Source organism: Neolewinella aurantiaca (assembly GCF_008014675.1).
In the GTDB taxonomy this organism is placed as follows: Bacteria; Bacteroidota; Bacteroidia; order Chitinophagales; family Saprospiraceae; genus Neolewinella; species Neolewinella aurantiaca.
In genome coordinates this window covers 1-18,824 of the sequence record NZ_VOXD01000017.1, presented here as the reverse complement: position 1 = coordinate 18,824, position 18,824 = coordinate 1, and the positions used below count along the sequence as shown (strand labels likewise).

The following is an 18,824-nucleotide window of genomic DNA, read 5'->3' as shown; positions in this document are numbered from 1 at the left end:
TGTTTTTAAATATACTGTAATCAATGCCTGGGTATGTGTTTTAATTCGTCGTTTTGTCTGGTTTTAATGTTTGCTGCTTCCGTGGTTTTTCTTGCTGGTTGTGGCGGGGGAGAGGTGGTTCAGTCGGATGTTTCAGAGGTTGATATGGTTAATGATACAATTAAATCAGACGATTATTTTTTGGATTATTTGGATGTTGAAAATGGTAGAATGCGGTACACCTCGCGTTCGGATTCTGCTTTGTTTTATTACAACCTGGGTTGGCATCAGATAATGGACGAGGGGCGCTACGCCGAGGCTGAATTGTCTTACCGGAAATCATTAAAGTTCGATCCTGATTTCTTGATTTGTCAGGCAGTACTTGGCCGTCTAACCCTTGACGACGAAGAGCGTGCGGCCATATACGAAAGTGTGGAGTTGAAGCGAGGAACTTTACCCGCCGACGAGGAAAAATTACTTAGCGTGTATCATGATTTCGTGCATTACACTAATCTCCGGGAGCGCGGAGATACAACGGCTTTGCCGTTCATTCGGAAGGCCTTGCTTAATGGCGAAAAAGTATTCAGAGGATTGGTGCATAAGTACTCCGGGGAACCCTGGCTGAAGAGTGAGTACGTAGAGTTTATTAATAGTAACCATGGTGCTGAAGTCGCCCTGGATTCACTAGCCGCCCTAACCCGCGAACGTCACGCCGAGAATCCTTTTTTACTCGGTTTTGGCGCCTCGTTGAAGGCCGAGACAGGAGAGTTGGAAGAGGCCTTGAATCGTGCTGAAAGATTGGAGGCTCTGACGAACGATAAGTCAGAACCGAAGCCCTGGGCTGTCCTGGCCGATGTTTACTTCCAGAGAGGGGAGTTGGAACTCGCAAAACAACACGTTGACCGGGCAGTGCAGCTTGATTCCCGAAACCTCGACGCGTCCCGCCTGCAAACAAAAGTTGATGCTGCTATTGCAGCGCTAAGTGATTGATTTTGATCGGTTAAGGTCGGTGCAGTGCTATATACCGGAACCAAAGTGGTTTGGAACTTTATCGCTTGTTATCGCGGCGTCTGGCGGCGTTGCTGAAAACCTTACCTAGCTCAGGCTAGGCGCGGCTTTCAGCGCCTAACCAGCCACCACGCTAACGGCGCGCTAACTGTCCCAAGCCACTTCGTTTCCGGTATAGTTGAGAGGAATGTTGGCACAGGGTAATGGTGTCTGAATCGGTTTATTGGGGTTGGCGGGTACATGTTCCACCCCGTTCATCCTTAAAAAACGATGCTTCATCCAAAACTGGCTTTGCACCTGCGTTTGCGCCACTAATTTTGTGGTGCACAAGAAGTTTGAGAATTATGACCCCCCACGAAATCAGTCGTCTGAGCCGTCGTTTCTATCCGGAATACCGCTCATTCGCTCTTAATCTTACCCGGGATGAGGAATCTGCCGCAGATTTGCTCCAGGAAGCTATTTACCTGGTGCTCAAAAATCACGATCGATTTACCAATGGTACCAATTTGCAGGCCTGGATAAAAACTATTATTCGCAATACTTTTATCTCCGGTTACCGGAAGCAAAAGCGCCGCCAGGAAATAACCGAAGAGCACCTTCACCAGGAAGCGTGGATGAATAAAACCACCGACGAAAATCCTGCGGAGAGCGACCTCGGTGCCGAAGAAATTATGAGCAGGATTGAAGAGCTGCCCGAAAACTTCAGGCGTGCATTTTTACTTCATTACAACGGAATGAAATATAAAGATATAGCTACCCTCACCAATGTCCCGGTCGGCACGGCTAAAAGCCGTGTCTGGACGGCCCGGAATATGCTGCGCGACCGAATTAAAAGATAACAGAAGGTCACGTGGGGCGCAAACCAGATTGTCGCGATTGCTCCTCCCCAGCGTAGCGATGTGGGGAGGCTGGGAAGGGGGTGAGCAACAATCTGGTTTGCGCCCGTCACGTGTTTAGCGTGACATCTGATTTAATTAATATTTCGCAGCGCGAAGGACTGAAACGAGGCTGCGGCTACGCAAAGTCCCTTCGTATTGTTAACGTCTCTCGTTTAATTTTACTAACGAAAAAAAAGAATCGCACAACGAAACCTCGTTGTGCGATTCTCGCTTTCAATAGATTAAATATTATTTGCGAATAATATTACCTCTTGATCAATCGGGCTACTTTCAAGTATCCCGCTTCGCCGGTAACCACGACCTGGTAAACGGCGGAAGGTAATTGACTGATATCCAGACGGGCCTGGCCGCTGTTTACAGTTCCTTCAGAAACCTTGCGTCCTGCGGGACTGTAAATTGTATAGCGCAGGTCGGCATTGGCTTCAATGCCGGCATTCAGCAGTACGAAATTACTGGCGGGATTGGGGACCAGGATGATTTCCTCAGTACCTTCAAAAGTTACCGTTCTAATGCCCGAGTAACTAATCGCTCCGTCGGCATCTTCCTGCCGGAGGCGGTAGTGATACGTATTGCCAGAAATTACAGTTTCATCGGTATATAAGTACGCCGCAATACCGTCGGGACCACTGCGGTGAACATAACCTTTCTGCTCCCAGTTACTTGTGCCGGGGAGGTTGCGCTCAATCGCGAAACCGGTATTCAAAGCATCCTGCTCAACGGACCAGTTCAACATCGCCGTCTTGCCCGCTGCGCGTGCTGTGAAATCGAGCCAGTTTACGGGGAGAACATCCACCAGGGTATAGGTTCTGGTGCAGGAGACCACGTCCGGGTTTACGTTGTTATCGTCGCTGGCCGTAACGAACCAGCGGACTTCGTCTCCAACCATATTTCCAAGCATTTCAGAAAGCGTTACAACCGCCCCGTCTCCGGGGTTTGCGGAATAAACAGTTCCGGTTCCACCGCCACTCTGGAGGACATTGCCACGGTAAATTTCATAGCTGATAATGTAGCGATTCAGGCCGTCAATGGTTAAGAAAACAAAGTCAACGCTTTCACCTTCGACTTGCATAGAATTATCATTTGGCGACTGCAGTGTCAGTGGGCCGTCACCTATGTTGAGCGATAGTGGGGTGCTCTTCGTATCGCTGCCGTCGTCTCCCTGAACCGCGATGGTATAGTCTCCGGCTGCTGCTCCGGAGAGGTTGCCGATGGTGACGGTTACGGTCTCAGTTGTATTGATATTTCCCGCATTGAAAACGACCGGATCTGTAGAAAAAGCGACAGTAGCTCCGGCAGGAAGACCCGTTGCAATGCTTAAGTCAACAGAGCCTGTATATGCCTGAGAACTCGTTACATCTACGGTAAATACAACTTCGTTTACACCGCTGCAAACCGATGCCTGATCGGAGGCTCCGCTGAGGAGGAATTCTGTACTTCGAATCGAGAAGTCGCTGTCGCTGATATCGTAGAAAATATTGTCGCTGCACCGGATCATAATCCGGGCAGATTCCGTCAGCATTGCGGGTACGGTGATGGCTGCAGAACCGTTATTGGGGACAGTAGCGAGTACCTGCGTAAAGCTGGTACCACCGTCGGTAGACAACACGAGGTCTACGTTGGCACAGTTGATTCCGTTGTCGTCAGTTCCTGCTACGTTCCAGGTGACGGTTTCCGTCGCGCCAGGACTCCAGATTTCACCTCCGTCAGGGGTAGTTACAGCGTACTGACTACCGGTGTTTACCACCGTAATGTCGGTTTCGTCCTGTACTGTACAGCCGTAGCCGGCTCCGCCGAAATCACGGATGGTTACGACGAATTTCATGGATCGTGCTGCCAGAGGAAGTGACTCCCAATCCGATGTTCCGCTAACTACAGAAGCAAGCCGGGGAAAGTACCGCTCGGGTGCCGGATCCGGGGGTAAAGACCTGAAAAGCGGACCGGTAACTTCGTTGCCGGTTGGCTCTCCGGCCACTACGGGGCCGAGGTCAAACTGCTCCCAGCAGTAGGTCAGGGCATCGCCGTCGCCGTCTGCTCCGTTGACAGCAGTGAGCACAAATGGAGTGTTGGTCGGGATGGTGTAATCAGCGCCCGCAGCCACCGAAGGAGCTGTATTGGTGGTGGAAAGAACAGAAGCGCAACTAGCGCCACCGGCTAGTTCCATATAGGCCGAAATCTCCTGAATACTGATTGCGTGGTAGTACGGATCACTGTTCAGCTGTATGTTGGCCATAGATCCACATATTCCTGCGTAGGCCTGGATGGTGGTTCCGCCGCCGGGCTCGTAGGCTGTGTCTTCATAGCGGGTGGCACAGTTGGATTCCGTAGAGTTAAAGGTGTGGTTACCACCAAACTGGTGGCCGATTTCGTGGGCGACAAAATCGATGTAAAACGGATCACCGGTAGGGTTGGTAAGTCCGGTCACTCCCCGTGCTTTAACAAAGCTGTTACAGGGGCTGCCGAGGCTGGCTACACCACCACCACCGGTGCTGAATACGTGGCCAATATCGTAGTTCGCACTACCGATTACGTTGTCTACGTTTGTTTGGTTTTCGCCCAGCATCGTTACGCCATTGTTGTTGGTGTAAGGATCTGTTGCCGGGTCGTTGTAGATGAGTTGAATGCCACCGCCGGCTACCGGCAGGTTGATGATTTTCAGAGTGATGGCCAAATCGGCACGGAACACTTCATTTACACGGTTGATGGCGGTCATCATTTCGGACACAACAGATGCCCGAGTTCCTCCCACCGCGGCGAAGTATTCGCCGGTACAAGCCAATGCGAGATCGTATTCACGCAACTGGCAGTCTCCGACCATTTTGCCGGACGGCACAAAGGCCTCGATTTCAGCACGGAGCTCCTCGTTGGGGGTGAAACCGCAGGAGTGTAATTCTTCAGGAGCGGGGTAGTTGCGGGTGTAGTAGCTTTGGTAGTGGTCGGTTCTTTTCCAGAAGGTTGGTGCTATGTACCAACGTCCTTCCCGGCCGCCGGTTACGCTGGCTCCAAAACCAAGGTCGGTCCACTCGAGAAAGACTTTACGGTGCGGTGCTTCAACGTCCCAACCGTAGGCTGTGACAAAGGAAGGGAACACGGCCTGAAGTTCGTCCGTAATCAACTGGTATCTGGTGATACGGAAGGTGGATTTTACACCGTCCGGATTAGGCAGCGTGAGAAGCAGTTCTTCGCCGGCGGAAAAGGTCTCATCTGCGGGAGCTTTTTGCAGCACTGTGGCCAGTTCTGCCGGGTCGCTGAGTTCGAAAAACGCAGCCTGGGTGGGTGCTGCCCGCCGTTCGTTTTCGGAAAAATCATCGTTTTTGAGAGAGCTGGTGGAGAAGAGGTCGATTTGAGCGTTTACCCCTACTCCGTAAAAGAGTAAAAAGAGAAGTAGAAACAGGTTTTTCATGTGAGACTGATAATTTAAGTCGCCTTTGTAAGAATAGGTCTGCAAGTTAATGTATCCCCGTTAAAACATCATTAACCGAAGACGGCCGCACGGTGTTTGAATTACGAAGGGTAAAAGAAAGAGTAAAGCATTTTTTGGGCGGGGCCGCAGGTGCAAGGGGAGGTTTCCGGCACGGATTCATCCTCCTACCGTTCCCTGCACCCGCTGCCGAGCCCGTTGTATAACCCGTTTAACCACCATCGGTTATAGAACCATACACCAGTTCAAATCCTTTACCACTACGTATGGCAAAACGGAGAGGGCCGCGGCCCGGAAACACGGAAGAGAAGAAGGGGTGGCGCGAACAACTTGTCGCACTCAGAAGCATACCTCCCTACCTTAAACTGATCTGGGATACCAGCCCGGGTATGGCCGGGGCAAGCATCGTGTTGCGTTTGCTGCAGGCCGCTCTGCCAACGGCGATCCTCTACGTCGGGAAGCTCATCATCGATGAAGTCCTTCGTCTGATCGAATCGGGCGATGGCGACACGTCGTATCTCTGGAAGGTTGTCGCGCTCGAACTGCTTCTGGCGTTGGCCTCAGACTTGCTCAGCCGGGCTACCACCCTGATCGATGGCCTGCTGACGGATCTGATCAGTAACCGGACAAGCGTCGACATCATGCGGCACGCCGCCACCCTCGATCTCTACCAGTTCGAAGACGCTGAATTTTACGATAAGATGGAACGCGCCCGCAGGCAAACTTCGGGGCGTGGGGTGCTCATGGCGCAATTGCTCGCTCAGTTTCAGAGCACCATCACACTGGTGGTGCTTGGTGTAAGCGTGGTCGCGTTCAACCCCTGGCTTATTTTACTGCTCGTCGTCGCAGTCATTCCCAGCTTCATACAGGAGAACTACTTCAACCAGCAGAAATACAGCCTCACCCGTAGCTGGACGCCCGAACGACGCGAACTGGACTACCTGCGTTACATCGGAGCAAGTGATGTAACCGCCAAAGAAGTTAAGATCTTCGGTCTCGCCGATTTCATCACGGATCGCTTCGACGAGCTTTCGATGAAGTATTACTTCAAGAACCGCGACCTGAGCATCCGCAGGGCAGGGTGGGGGGCTTTCTTCAGTATCATCGGGTCCGTAACTTATTACGGTGCCTACGTGCTCATTATTCTCCAAACGGTAGAGGGCGTTATTACGATTGGTACCCTCACGTTCCTGGCGGGTGCTTTCCGGAGAATGCAGCAAGGACTGCGAAGTATCCTCTCCCGTTTTGCGAGTATCGGAGAAAATGCTTTGTACCTGCAGGACCTTTTTGACTTCTTCGAGATCAAGCCGAATATCGCTGACCGGGCCGCAGCGCTGCCCTTCCCCGGCACCATACAAGAAGGCTGGGTGTTTGAAAACGTCAGTTTCAGGTATCCCGGAGCAGAGAAGTACGCTATCGAAAATCTTTCGTTCACCCTGCCGGTGGGAACAAAGCTCGCCCTCGTGGGCGAAAACGGAGCGGGCAAGACTACACTCGTCAAGCTACTCGCCCGCCTTTATGAGCCGACCTCGGGCCGCATCCTTCTCGATGGCCGTGATCTGCGGGAGTACCGCCTGGAAGAGTTACGCGATAACGTAGGCGTCATTTTTCAGGACTTCTTCCGCTATCAACTCACCGTGCGCGAGAATATCGCAGTAGGGCGAATCGGTTACCTGGACAACGAAACCCAAATAGAGGAGAGTGCTGACAAATCGCTGGCCGCCGAGGTGATCGCCGGTTTACCGGGAGGATACAACCAACTACTGGGCAAACGATTTGCCGGCGGCCAGGACCTTAGCGGAGGGCAATGGCAGAAGATCGCCCTTGCCCGGGCCTACATCAGAGATGCTCAGTTGCTGATCCTCGACGAACCAACCAGCGCTCTGGACGCTCGGGCCGAGTACGAAGTTTTCCAGCGGTTTACCGAACTGATTTCTGGTAAATCAGCGGTGCTGATCAGCCACCGGTTCTCTACCGTCCGAATGGCCGATGTGATCCTTTTTCTGGAGTTCGGAAAGCGCCTTGAAATGGGGTCTCATGAGGAATTGATGGCTCTCGGCGGGCGCTACGCAGAACTGTTCCGGTTGCAGGCCAGAGGCTATGAATAATGAGGCCTGAGGTGAAATTTAGTTGCACGCACAAAAAAAATAAGACGTAACCGTAAAATTTTTAAGACGTGCCGTTTCTTTAGAAAATCAACCGGTTATGCGGTTTCTTCGACCAGTGAGAATTTCTTTTGCGTACCCAAATTGTTAGGCTACATCACAATTGTGCCGTTCTCAAGGAAGTCTGGGTAAGTTTTCAGTGACTAAGGAAACAAAGGTTCGTCAGAACTCCAGAAAAGCTAACTGACCAGACCGGGCATCAAGGTAGAGGCCTGTCGGATAAAACTTGGTTGGTACTTCCGGGAGGAAGTCTTACCTTTGTTCTATCTAAGATCTCTGTCCTAGATGTTTTTTAGTTTTTTGAACACTTTCTGGCGTCGCAACGGTGGCGCTTAACACTTGAACAACTTTTATTGCTGCCTGAGTACTCTCTGCCCGGTCAGCAATCTTTTTTAAGCTACCGGCTTTCCGGGAGCTCTCTATACGCAACACATGAACAACAACACTGGTCTTTTACACAAAGCTGCACGTCAGTTATTCGCATCCGTGGAACCCACGGAAACTTCCCCGCAGGCCAATGGCCTGCTTTCCGTGTTTGTACCTACCTCTTCTGTAACCGGTAAGGATACGACTACTAACAACACATTGACATTTGATATGAACAACACATTTACACTTTATACCAACCGCCTCTTAGTTACTTTATTTGTACTGCTTGGCGCCGTTTCTTCTTCTTTCGCTCAGGAAGCTCCTACCACTTTCGGTTCGGTAGCTGTACCTGCAGTGCTGGAGTATTTTGTTGTTCCTGAGAGTAGTCCGGGGTTGAAAGACGATTATATAAAGATTGAGACCAGTGGCCTGAGTGGGGCCTCTATATTGTTTAGTGCAGATCTCAACGGGCAACGTGTTGAAAAACAACTGAACGTTGACGCCGTTGGGTATGCTCGCCTGCCGATATCTACAACTGGTCTCTATGAGAACGTGCAGATCTCGCATAATGGCCGGACTCTGACAACTCCGGGTGAGTTGTTGGTGATGTCCCGCTCCATCGGTATCTCGGATAGCTACCAACCCGCTGCTCTGGATGATACCGATGTTGAGTACACCGGCAAGCCGTTGGAAGATGTTGGCCCTGATAAGTTCACAGGTTGCCAAAATAATAAGCTTCAGAACGAGGGCTTTGAATCAAGCTTGTCTTCCTGGACAAGAAGCTCTTCTTCTTCCGTTGTCATCGTTGATCAAACCCAGCAGAACGAATATATTTACGCTGGCCACCGTGCGATGAAGTTAGACAACCCCGGAGCGTGGGCTTACCAAACGTTCTCTATGGGAGCTAACCGCAATTTTTGCTTTTCGGTCTACGCAAAGAACCACGCTTCGGCGGGTACTTTCTCTGTTGGTGTGAAGTACTTTAGTGCAGGTGGAAGCGAAATCGGAAACCACTTCGTAGCGGTTGCCCGCAGCAGTGGTTACAATCTTTACAGCTTTGACGATGTAACCCCACCCGGAACGAGTTCAGTTCAGGTTCTGTTCTACCGCGACGGAAGTACCAACAACAACGGATGGGTCGATGCAGTCTGTTTCCAGGATAAAGGAAATATTATCGATGGAGGAACTCCTCCCGCCAGCTTCAACGCAGACTGTGGAGACGGTCAGACCGTCGACGCTTACGTCAGCGATGTCGACTGTAGCGGCAGTCCCCACGCAATTACGAATATCCCTTCCAGCAGCCAGGTTTACCAGGTTGTTGTCGAGGTAGTATATAAAGGTGCGAATCCCGGCCAGACGACTACCGTTATGGGCAGCGACGGAAACCAGTACCTTGTCTCTAAGGCTAACGTGCCCAACCAGGGGAACAGCAGCTTTCATATTTACCGCGGCCTTATCCCTAATAGTGTTAGCTGGGTGAGTCACACTGCAACTGCCGGACAATGTACAAACAACACCCAGAACAACTCCGGGCTTCAGTCGCTCGCTTCTTTTGTCTTCCGCAATATCACGGTGGAAAAAGCAGGTTCAGGTGTATTCACCGCTTTGACGGGATATAACAGCATCGCTGAATTCGACCTGCCTATCCCAACTTCTGATCTGACGCGTGACATCACTATGAAGGTTCCCTTCTCCGAAATCACGCTGGATGGTCGTTACGTTACCCTCAACGCAGTTGTTGACGGCGTAGTGCTCGGAAGCCAAACCTGGACCTTCGGCCCAGCTGGCAGCGATTGCTGTATCGATCTGCTCGAGTTCAACGTGCCAAACGTTCCCGGTGGAGCTAGTGTCATCACTGTCCAGGTCGACACCCGTAACGGACAAGGACCTGGTGGAGTCAATGGCCAGTCTTACACTGTAGCTGGTCTCGCATACGCAGATGTCGATTGCCCCAAGAACGACGGAGACTGTGTTCTTGAATTCCGCGCGAAGGGTAATTGTGGGGGAGAGCAACTTCAGTTGCGCCTTGATGGTTCTACCGTGGCAACATACATCCTGAGCAATGCTTACCAGACCTATACATACAACAATTTTACAACTGGTTCAAACGTAGCGATCTACTTCGTCAATGATCAGAACAGCGTTTGTGATTACAATGCAAACCTGGACTACGTAAAAGTCGGTGATGATACTTACCAGACTTCTTCTTCCGCAACGAATACCAATACTTCCTGTAACAGCACTTCTAATGAAGGCCTGTACTGTAACGGCGGATTTGATTTTGGAAAAATCGATTGTATTACAGATCCTTGTGAAATCGATCCGGTTCTGGCTGCGATAGAGTGTAGCGAAGATCCACTGAAGTCACGATCTGCATCCAGTAGCACCCTCGTTTGTACTTCTGGCAACTCTTACGGCCTTTACTTCCAGCCAAACGGACTGCTGCAAAACCATTCAGCTGGTTCTTTTTGGCTATTGAGCAACGCCAGCTTTGTAGAAAATACCAATGGTACCGCAATCTTTACTGGTACTGCAACCGATGCAAGCAATTCAAGCCTCAAGTTTGACTTCTCTTACTTCTTCCGTGGCCGGACCTTTACACCTCCCAGCGGCAGCCCGGTAGAAAATTCTAACTGTATTGGTAACGTCAATAACAGCGATTGGTACTACTACACCGAACTTGAAGGAACCCTGACAGGTAAAAACAGTCTGGCGGGAGCAACCGTAGCCGTAGAACGGCGAGGAGGTGCTTTCCAGGTTGGTACCGGAGCAAACCTTAACCAGGCCAGTAACTTCGGCGCTTCTGGCTGGACGTTCTTCAACGTTATAAGTCAGCCCACCAGCGGACCAAGCCTTCAGACGGCCACCACCGGAGACGTTAATATCAACCTTGGCGGATCCACAATCGATAAGAATGCCGAAGACTGCTACGATATTTGTGAGCATGAATCAGTAACCATCACAGCCAGAGGCTTTGGTGGCAATGGTAATTATACCTATGCGTGGAGCAACGGTGGTTCAGGATCCTCAATCAACGTTACCCCACTTTCTACTACTACTTATACCGTTACTATTACCGACGGACAAGGTTGTTCTGATACCGACCAAACCACGGTTAATGTTCGTCAGAATTACGACAATGGAGGTGTGATCGGAACAAATCAAACCGGTTGTTCTCCTTACGACCCTCAGGTAATTACCAACCAAGGCCTTCCTTCCGGAGGAGACGAGCCTGGTTCCGCAGCCGAATACGTTTGGTTGATGTCTACTGGTAACTGTACACCTCCTACTATAGACAATTACGGTGATTGGGTCGCTATCCCCGGAGCAAACGGACAATCTTACGATCCCGGAGTATTGACTGAGACAACCTGTTTCATTCGTTGTGCACGTATTCCCGGTTGTGAGTTGTACCTCGGAGAATCCAATGTAGTTACCATAACCGTTGAAGAATCAGTCTCAGTGACTGTAAACAACGCGACTGTCTGTGAGGGTGAAAGCGCAAGCCTTACTGCTAATCCTGCACCAGGTGCTGACAGCGACTTCAGCTACCTCTGGAGCAATGGTGCTACTACTCAAACCCTGAACTTCAACAATGCTCAGTTGTCCGACGGTGGCTCTTACACTGTTACTGTAACAAACAACGCCTCCGGATGTACTGCAACTGCCAGTGGCACACTCAGGATCCGCGAAGAACCCAATGTATCGGTTACCTCCGGCAACCCAACATGTGGAGAAGATAACGGTAGTATCACTTTCACTTTTGGTCCTCAGGACGGTCGTTCAAATATTGCATTCAGTATCAACGGTGGTACTTACCAGTCGGTTGCAGTTGCAACCGGTACCTATATGGTTAATGACCTGGATGCCGGAAGCTACAGCCTTTCTGTTCGCTGGGGTGATACGGACTGTCCGGTTACCTTACCGTCAGTAACATTAGTTGATGAGAACGGACCATCAGTTACTGCCAGCTCTAATGCTTCTATCTGTACCGGAGGCTCTGTTGACCTTTCTGCCTCTGTTACTGGCGGAAACGGAAACATCACGTACTCATGGAATCAGGGCGCGGGCGCAGGTGCAACGGTAAGCGTTTCACCAACATCTACTACAACCTATACTGTAACCGCTACAGATGCTAACGGCTGTCGTTCTACCGACCAGGTAACGGTAACTGTTGTTCCTGATCCCGAAATTACCATTACCCCTGATGGTACCGATATCTGTGAGGGTGGATCAGTCAGTTTCACTAGTGAAACTTCTGGCGGGCTCGACTGTACCGACGTTCGCTGGGATTTCCGCAGTGGAACTTCAGGAGCATATACTAACAACATTGCTTTGGGCGCCACTTACACAAGTGAGACTGACCTGGTTCCAGGCACTTACCAGTTCCGTGCTCGTTACAATTGTAACGGTACTGATTGTGATAATGCCTACTCCAATGTTGTTACTATCAATGTTGTCGCAAACCCTGAAGTCACCTTGGCTGTAACCGACAACACACTTTGTCTCGGTGAGACGGCAAGCCTGACCGCGACCCCTTCCGGAGGTCTTGATTGTGACGATGTGATTATTCGGTTCCGTGAAGGAACTTCCGGCGCATGGACAACGGTCACAACCGGAAATACATATACAATCCCTGCTAACCTGGCTGTCGGTACCTACCAGTACAACGCCCGCCTTGTCTGTAACGGAACCAGCTGTGTAAACGATAATTCTAATACAGTAACGATTACCGTCAAGCCTGACCCCACCGGGACAATTGCTGACAAAGAAATTTGTGCTGATGAGTCTGCGACACTTACCGTTGTTCCAACGGTTGGCGATGCACCGTTTACTTACGCTTGGTCTGACGGTGGCGGAACCAGTGCTTCTGCTTCATTCTCTCCATCGGCAACTAAGGATTATACTGTAACCATCACCGATGCTAACGGATGTAGTGCATCTGTTGAAGGTACGATCACCGTTAAGCCTCAGCCAGAAGCAAACATCACAGCCACACCTACTTCTATCTGTACCGAAGAGGCAGTAACGTTTACGGCAACTACTACTGTTAGTGGATCGGCTTACAGCTGGAACTTCGGCCAGTATGCTTCCCCCGCAACTGCAACCGGAGCAGGGCCTCACGTGGTAACTTATACGCTTCCTGCTTCGCAAAACGGAAATGGAACAGCAACGGCTTCATTAACTGTTAGCCGGGATGGTTGTGAAGATAGCGACACCCAGTCGGTTACTATCAAAGACAATCCAGAAGTCATCGACGTTACATCTACCAACCCAACTTGTGGAGAAGACAATGGTACCATTACCATCTCTTACGTTGATAACCCCAACCGCACCGGCATTAAGTTCAGTATCGACGGTGGAGTATCGTACCCGTACAGCACTAGCGACAACCAGGGTTCTTACACTATCTCTAACCTTTCCGACGGCACTTACGATGTATTCGTGATCTGGGGCGCTGATGATTGCCCGGTAGATGCTGAAGACGCTACCCTTGTTGACGAAAACGGACCATCAGTTACCGCCAGCTCTAATGCTTCTATCTGTATCGGAGGCTCTGTTGACCTCTCTGCCTCTGTTACCGGCGGAAACGGAAACATCACGTACTCATGGAATCAGGGCGCGGGCGCAGGTGCAATGGTGACGGTCACACCAACATCTACTACAACCTACACAGTAACGGCTACCGACGCTAACGGCTGTAGCTCTGCCGATCAGGTTACCGTAACTGTTGTTCCTGACGCTGAAGTAACCATCACTTCTAACGGTACCGATATCTGCGAAGGTGGGACCATCACTTTCGAAAGCGAAGTGTCTGGTGGCCTCGATTGTCGCGACGTTCGCTGGCAAATTCGCCCGGTTGGTGGTTCTTACGTAACTGTTGCTGACGCTGATACTTACACCTCCGCAGCAGACCTCGCTCCTGGCGATTACCAAATCCGCGCTCAGTACATCTGTGACGGCGAAGGGTGTAACAACGACAACTCTAACACAATCAACATCACGGTCGTAGAAGATCCTGTTGTTACTCTCGCTGTTACCGACAATACGCTTTGTCTAGGTGAAACTGCTACCCTCACGGCTACTCCTTCCGGTGGCCTTGATTGTAGCGACGTAATCATCCGTTTCCGCGAAGGAACTACTGGTTCATGGACTAACGTTGCGACAGGTAACTCTTACGAGGTACCTACCGATCTCGCAGCTGGTACTTACCAGTACAATGCACGCCTCATCTGTAGTGGTACTGATTGTGATGCTGACAACTCTAACAATGTCACCATTACTGTTAAGCCTGCTCCTGCGGGATCAATCGCTGATCAGGAAATCTGCGACGGAGGTTCTGCAACTCTTACTGTAAACACTACTGTAGGCGACGTACCCTTCACTTACGCATGGTCTGACGGTGGCGGTTCAGGCGCCTCCGCGACGTTCTCTCCATCAACTACAACTACTTACACTGTGACTATCACAGATGCTAATGGTTGTAGTACTCCGGTTATGGGAACGATTAATGTCAAGCCTCAACCAGTTGCTGACATTACTGCTGCCCCATCTTCAGTTTGTGATGACGAGTCTGTAACCTTTACCGCAGGCAACACGGTTGCTGGAACCACCTACACTTGGAACTTCGGCGCCAATGCGTCACCCGCAACTGCTACCGGTGCAGGACCGCACTCCGTTACTTACAACAACAACTCAACCAGTGTAACAACGAGTACTGTAACTCTGGACGTGAGCCGGAATGGCTGTACCGACGACGCTGAAACAATTATCACCGTCCGTCCTCAGCCCGAAGTAACGATTACTTCCGAATCTGGTCCATCATTCTGTAGTGCTTCTAACGGATCCTTCGAAGTATCTGTTGTCAAGCCTGCTGGACTGAACGTAGAGATCAGTATCGATGGCGGAGTTTCTTACGAAGACTGTGGACAAACCAGTTTCACAGGATTACCGGCAGGTTCTTACAACGTTTTTGCGCGCTTCTGTGACGCTCCTGATTGTGCTATCGAAGTAGGAAACGTTACTCTGGACGATCCTCTTTCCCCTGTTGCTGGCATCAATGGCCCCGATGAGATCTGTACTGATGCCAGTGGAAACAATACAGAAGCTGTATTCTCCGCTGTAAATGCTGGTTTGCTCTCAACTTATGAATGGGACTTCGGCCCAACCGCAACTCCGCAAACTGCTACCGGGCGCACTCCCGGTGCTGTTACTTTCTCAGGTTCCGGTACGCGCACAGTAACCCTGACTGTTACCCGTCTGGGATGTACTTCTTCTGATGATTTTACTGTCACAGTTTACGAAGCTCCCACCGTTGTCATTGAGGATGTTACGGTCTGCCGTAACTCCAACGCAACGCTCGAAGCTACTATTACCGGTGGTGAAGCACCATACACTTACGCATGGAGCAATGGTAACACTAATGAAACAGCAACTTACCTGAGCGTTCAGGTTGAACAGACTGCTACGGTAACCATTACCGACGCGAATGGCTGTTCAACGGTTGCTTCTGGAACGATCTTCGTTAACCCACTCCCTCTGCCAGACGTCAGCGACGATGATATCATCTGTCTCGGCGAAACCAAAACCCTTCAGGTAGAACGCGTTCTAGGAAGCCAGAATACACCATACGTTTACCGTTGGTATAATCTCGACAGCCCGGGTGTGACTCTTTCTACCACCGACGAACTGGAAGTTACTCCAGGCCTTGGTACTCATAATTTCGTTGTTATGGTATCTGACGCCAACGGCTGTGAAGAAAGTGACATCGTAGAGATTACGGTTGTTCCTAAGCCCACTGTTACCGTAGAAGACGCTTCTATCTGTGATGGAGAGAATACTACTCTGACCGCCGTTGCCGGTGGCGGAAACGGTACTTTCGCTTACCTGTGGAATACCGGTGCTACAACCCCATCAATTGAAGTTAGCCCTTCTTCTACTACAGATTACTCTGTAACAGTTACCAGTAGCTACTCTGACAGCGACAGCGAAGCTGACTGTACAGCAGAAGCTACAAGTACCGTAACGGTACGCCCTCAGCCTGTTGCCGGTATTACTCCGTCTGCAACTGAAATTTGCGACGATGAGTCTGTAACCTTTACCGCAGACAACACAGTAGCTGGAACTAACTACAGCTGGAACTTCGGAGCTAACGCAACTCCTGCTACGGCAACGGGCGCTGGTCCTCACGAAGTTACTTATAGCAACAATGATGCGACTTCGGTAGTAACCAATACTGCTACCCTCACTGTCAGCCGCGACGGATGTAATGACGAGACTGAAGTCAACATCACTGTTCGTCCTCAGCCGGAAGTTTCGATCACTGCAGAAGTTGATCCAACTTCATGTGAAGGAACTGAAGGTTCCATTTCTGTTAATGTCACAAAGCCATCCGGAATCGGAGTTGAAATCAGCCTCGATGGTGGAGTTACTTACGAATCATGTGATCAGACCACGTTCGCCGGCCTCACTGCTGGCACTTACAGCCTCTTCGCCCGTTTCTGCAATGCTCCTGACTGTGCGATTGAAATCGGAACAGTAATCCTTGAAGACCCTGATGCTCCCCTTGCTGAAATAAGCGGACCTTCCGAGATCTGCGAAGATGTAAGTGATGTAAATACTACCGCTGTCTTCTCCGCAACGGATGCCGGAGCTGGTGCTATTTACACCTGGAACTTCGGTGCAGGCGCTACTCCTGCTACTGCGACCGGCCGTACTCCTGCTGCCGTGTCTTACGCAACTGATGGCCTCAAAACGATCATCCTTACTGTTGTACGTAATGGCTGTACCGCTGAAGATCAATTCACTCTTGAAGTAAATGATGCTCCTGTTGTAACTGTCGATGATGTTACAATCTGCCGTAGCTCCAACGCTACCCTCGAGGCAATCGTAACCGGTGGTGAAGCACCTTTCACTTACGCATGGAGCAATGGCAATGCCAGCCAGGCAGCTATCTTCCTTAGTGTTCAAACCGAGCAAACCGCATCGGTTACGATCACTGACGCGAACGGTTGTTCAACTGTTGCTACGGGTATGATCTTTGTCAACCCTCTTCCACTTCCTGACGCTAGCGACGACGACATCATCTGTCTCGGCGAGTCTAAGACGCTCCACGTTGAACGCATCCTCGGTAGCCAGAACGCACCGTACGTTTACCGTTGGTACGATCTCGAAGATCCGGGTGTAACCCTTTCCACAACCGATGAACTGGAGGTAACTCCAGGTCTTGGCTCTCATAACTATGTCGTTATGGTAACCGACGCCAACGGCTGTGGAGAAAGCGACATCGTAGAAATTACAGTAGTACCCGAACCGACTGTTACTGTTGAAGACAAAGCAATCTGTAATGGAGAAAGCACTACGCTTACTGCAGTTGCCGGCGCCGGTAATGGTTCTTTCGTTTACGAGTGGAGCACAGGAGAAACTACTCCTACGATCTCCGTCAGCCCAACAGCAACTACTGATTACTCTGTAACCGTTACCAGCAGCTACATGGATTCTGACAGCGAAGCTGACTGTACTGCTGAGGCAACAGCTACTGTCACTGTAAATGAAAATCCTACCGTTGCGATTAGCAACTCTGACGACAACAACGTTGTCTGTGAAAACCAGGAGGTAACGCTGACTGCTAACGTGGTTGCAGGCTCCGGTATCTCCCCAACGGTTGAGTGGACTGTAAATAATAACGCAACTGTTGTTTCTACAGACCTCGATTACGTAGTTAACCCTACTGAAACAAGTACCTACACCGTTAAAGTAACTGACGAAAACGGTTGTACTGATACCGACGAAGTGACCATCACTGTTGATCCGACAGCTTGTGCTAGCTTGGGTAATTTCGTTTGGGTCGATACCAATGGTAACGGCATCAACGACGAACCAGTTTCTGCCGGCGTAGACGGAGTAACTGTAAACCTGAAAGATGAAAACGGTGACGTAATTGCAACAACTACTACTGACGAAAACGGCGTCTATGGGTTCACAGGTCTGGTACCTGGCACTTACAGCGTTCAGTTTGAACTTCCAACCGGATTCCTGTTCACAGGCGCGAACGCAGGTGCAGAGAATGTTGATAGTGACGCTACTCCTACCGGACCAATGCAGGGAATGACTGAAACTGTCGTACTCGAAGAAGGCGACGATTACATAGACCTTGATGCTGGCCTCTACGAAACTGCATCACTTGGTGATTTTGTCTTCCTTGATGAGGACGCCGACGGTCAGCAGGACGCTGGCGAAGAAGGCATCGAAGACGTTGTAGTTAACCTTCTCGATGAGAACGGTGACGTAGTTGCGACTACCACCACCGACGAAAACGGTTTCTACGAGTTCACCGACCTTACTCCTGGTGACGACTACCAGGTAGAATTTGTATCTCCTGCCGGCCTTCAGGCCAGCCCTGCAAACGTTGGCGATGACGCCAGCGATAGCGACGCCGACGAGACCACTGGTCTCAGCCAGATTGTTGTCCTTGAGTCCGGAGAGAACAACCCAACCATCGACGCCGGTTTCTACGAAACCGCATCACTTGGTGACTTCGTATTCCTTGACGAGAATGCCGACGGTCAGCAGGACGCTGGCGAAGAAGGCATCGAAGATGTAGTGGTTAACCTTCTCGACGAGAACGGTGATGTAGTTGCGACTACGACCACTGACGAAAATGGTTTCTACGAGTTCGTCGACCTCACCCCGGGTGAAGAGTACGTAGTAGAGTTTGAGACGCCTGCCGGTTACGAGCCGACACCATCCAATCAGGGTGATGACGCTACCGACAGCGACGCTGATGAAACCACCGGCCAGAGCGATCCAGTTGTTCTTGAGTCCGGAGAAAACAACCCGACCATCGACGCCGGTTTCTACGAAACTGCTTCTATTGGTGACTTCGTCTTCACTGACGAGGACGCTGACGGTCAGCAGGACGCTGGCGAAGAAGGCATCGAGGACGTTGTGGTTAACCTTCTCGACGAGAACGGTGACGTGGTTGCG

Annotated in this window: 5 protein-coding genes; 4 read left to right on the top strand and 1 reads right to left on the bottom strand. The window is 50.7% G+C overall.

All coding sequences use genetic code 11. From position 1 onward, the window contains the following. Positions 1–33 precede the first annotated feature (33 nt). Positions 34–969 carry a tetratricopeptide repeat protein gene (locus FUA23_RS11975; protein WP_147930985.1) on the top strand — a complete coding sequence of 312 codons (936 nt, stop codon included), beginning with the start codon at positions 34–36 and terminating at the stop codon, positions 967–969. 362 nt (positions 970–1,331) lie between these two features. Further along, a complete protein-coding gene (locus FUA23_RS11970; RefSeq protein WP_187270995.1) occupies positions 1,332–1,826 on the top strand; it encodes an RNA polymerase sigma factor in 495 nt (164 codons plus the stop codon). Between the two features lie 304 nt (positions 1,827–2,130). On the opposite strand, the gene FUA23_RS11965 is transcribed toward FUA23_RS11970, so the two are convergent. Beyond that, positions 2,131–5,286, bottom strand: a complete 3,156-nt coding sequence (locus FUA23_RS11965; protein WP_147930983.1) for a zinc-dependent metalloprotease family protein — start codon at positions 5,284–5,286, stop codon at positions 2,131–2,133. A 284-nt stretch (positions 5,287–5,570) separates the two neighbouring features. Between FUA23_RS11965 and FUA23_RS11960 the strand changes: the two genes are divergently transcribed. Both FUA23_RS11960 and FUA23_RS11955 read left to right on the top strand, forming a co-directional pair. After that, a complete protein-coding gene (locus FUA23_RS11960) occupies positions 5,571–7,412 on the top strand; it encodes an ABC transporter ATP-binding protein (protein ID WP_147930982.1) in 1,842 nt (613 codons plus the stop codon). Positions 7,413–8,066: 654 nt separating this feature from the next. Continuing rightward, positions 8,067–18,824: SdrD B-like domain-containing protein (locus FUA23_RS11955; RefSeq protein ID WP_262713708.1), on the top strand; the 10,758-nt coding region annotated here is incomplete at its 3' end.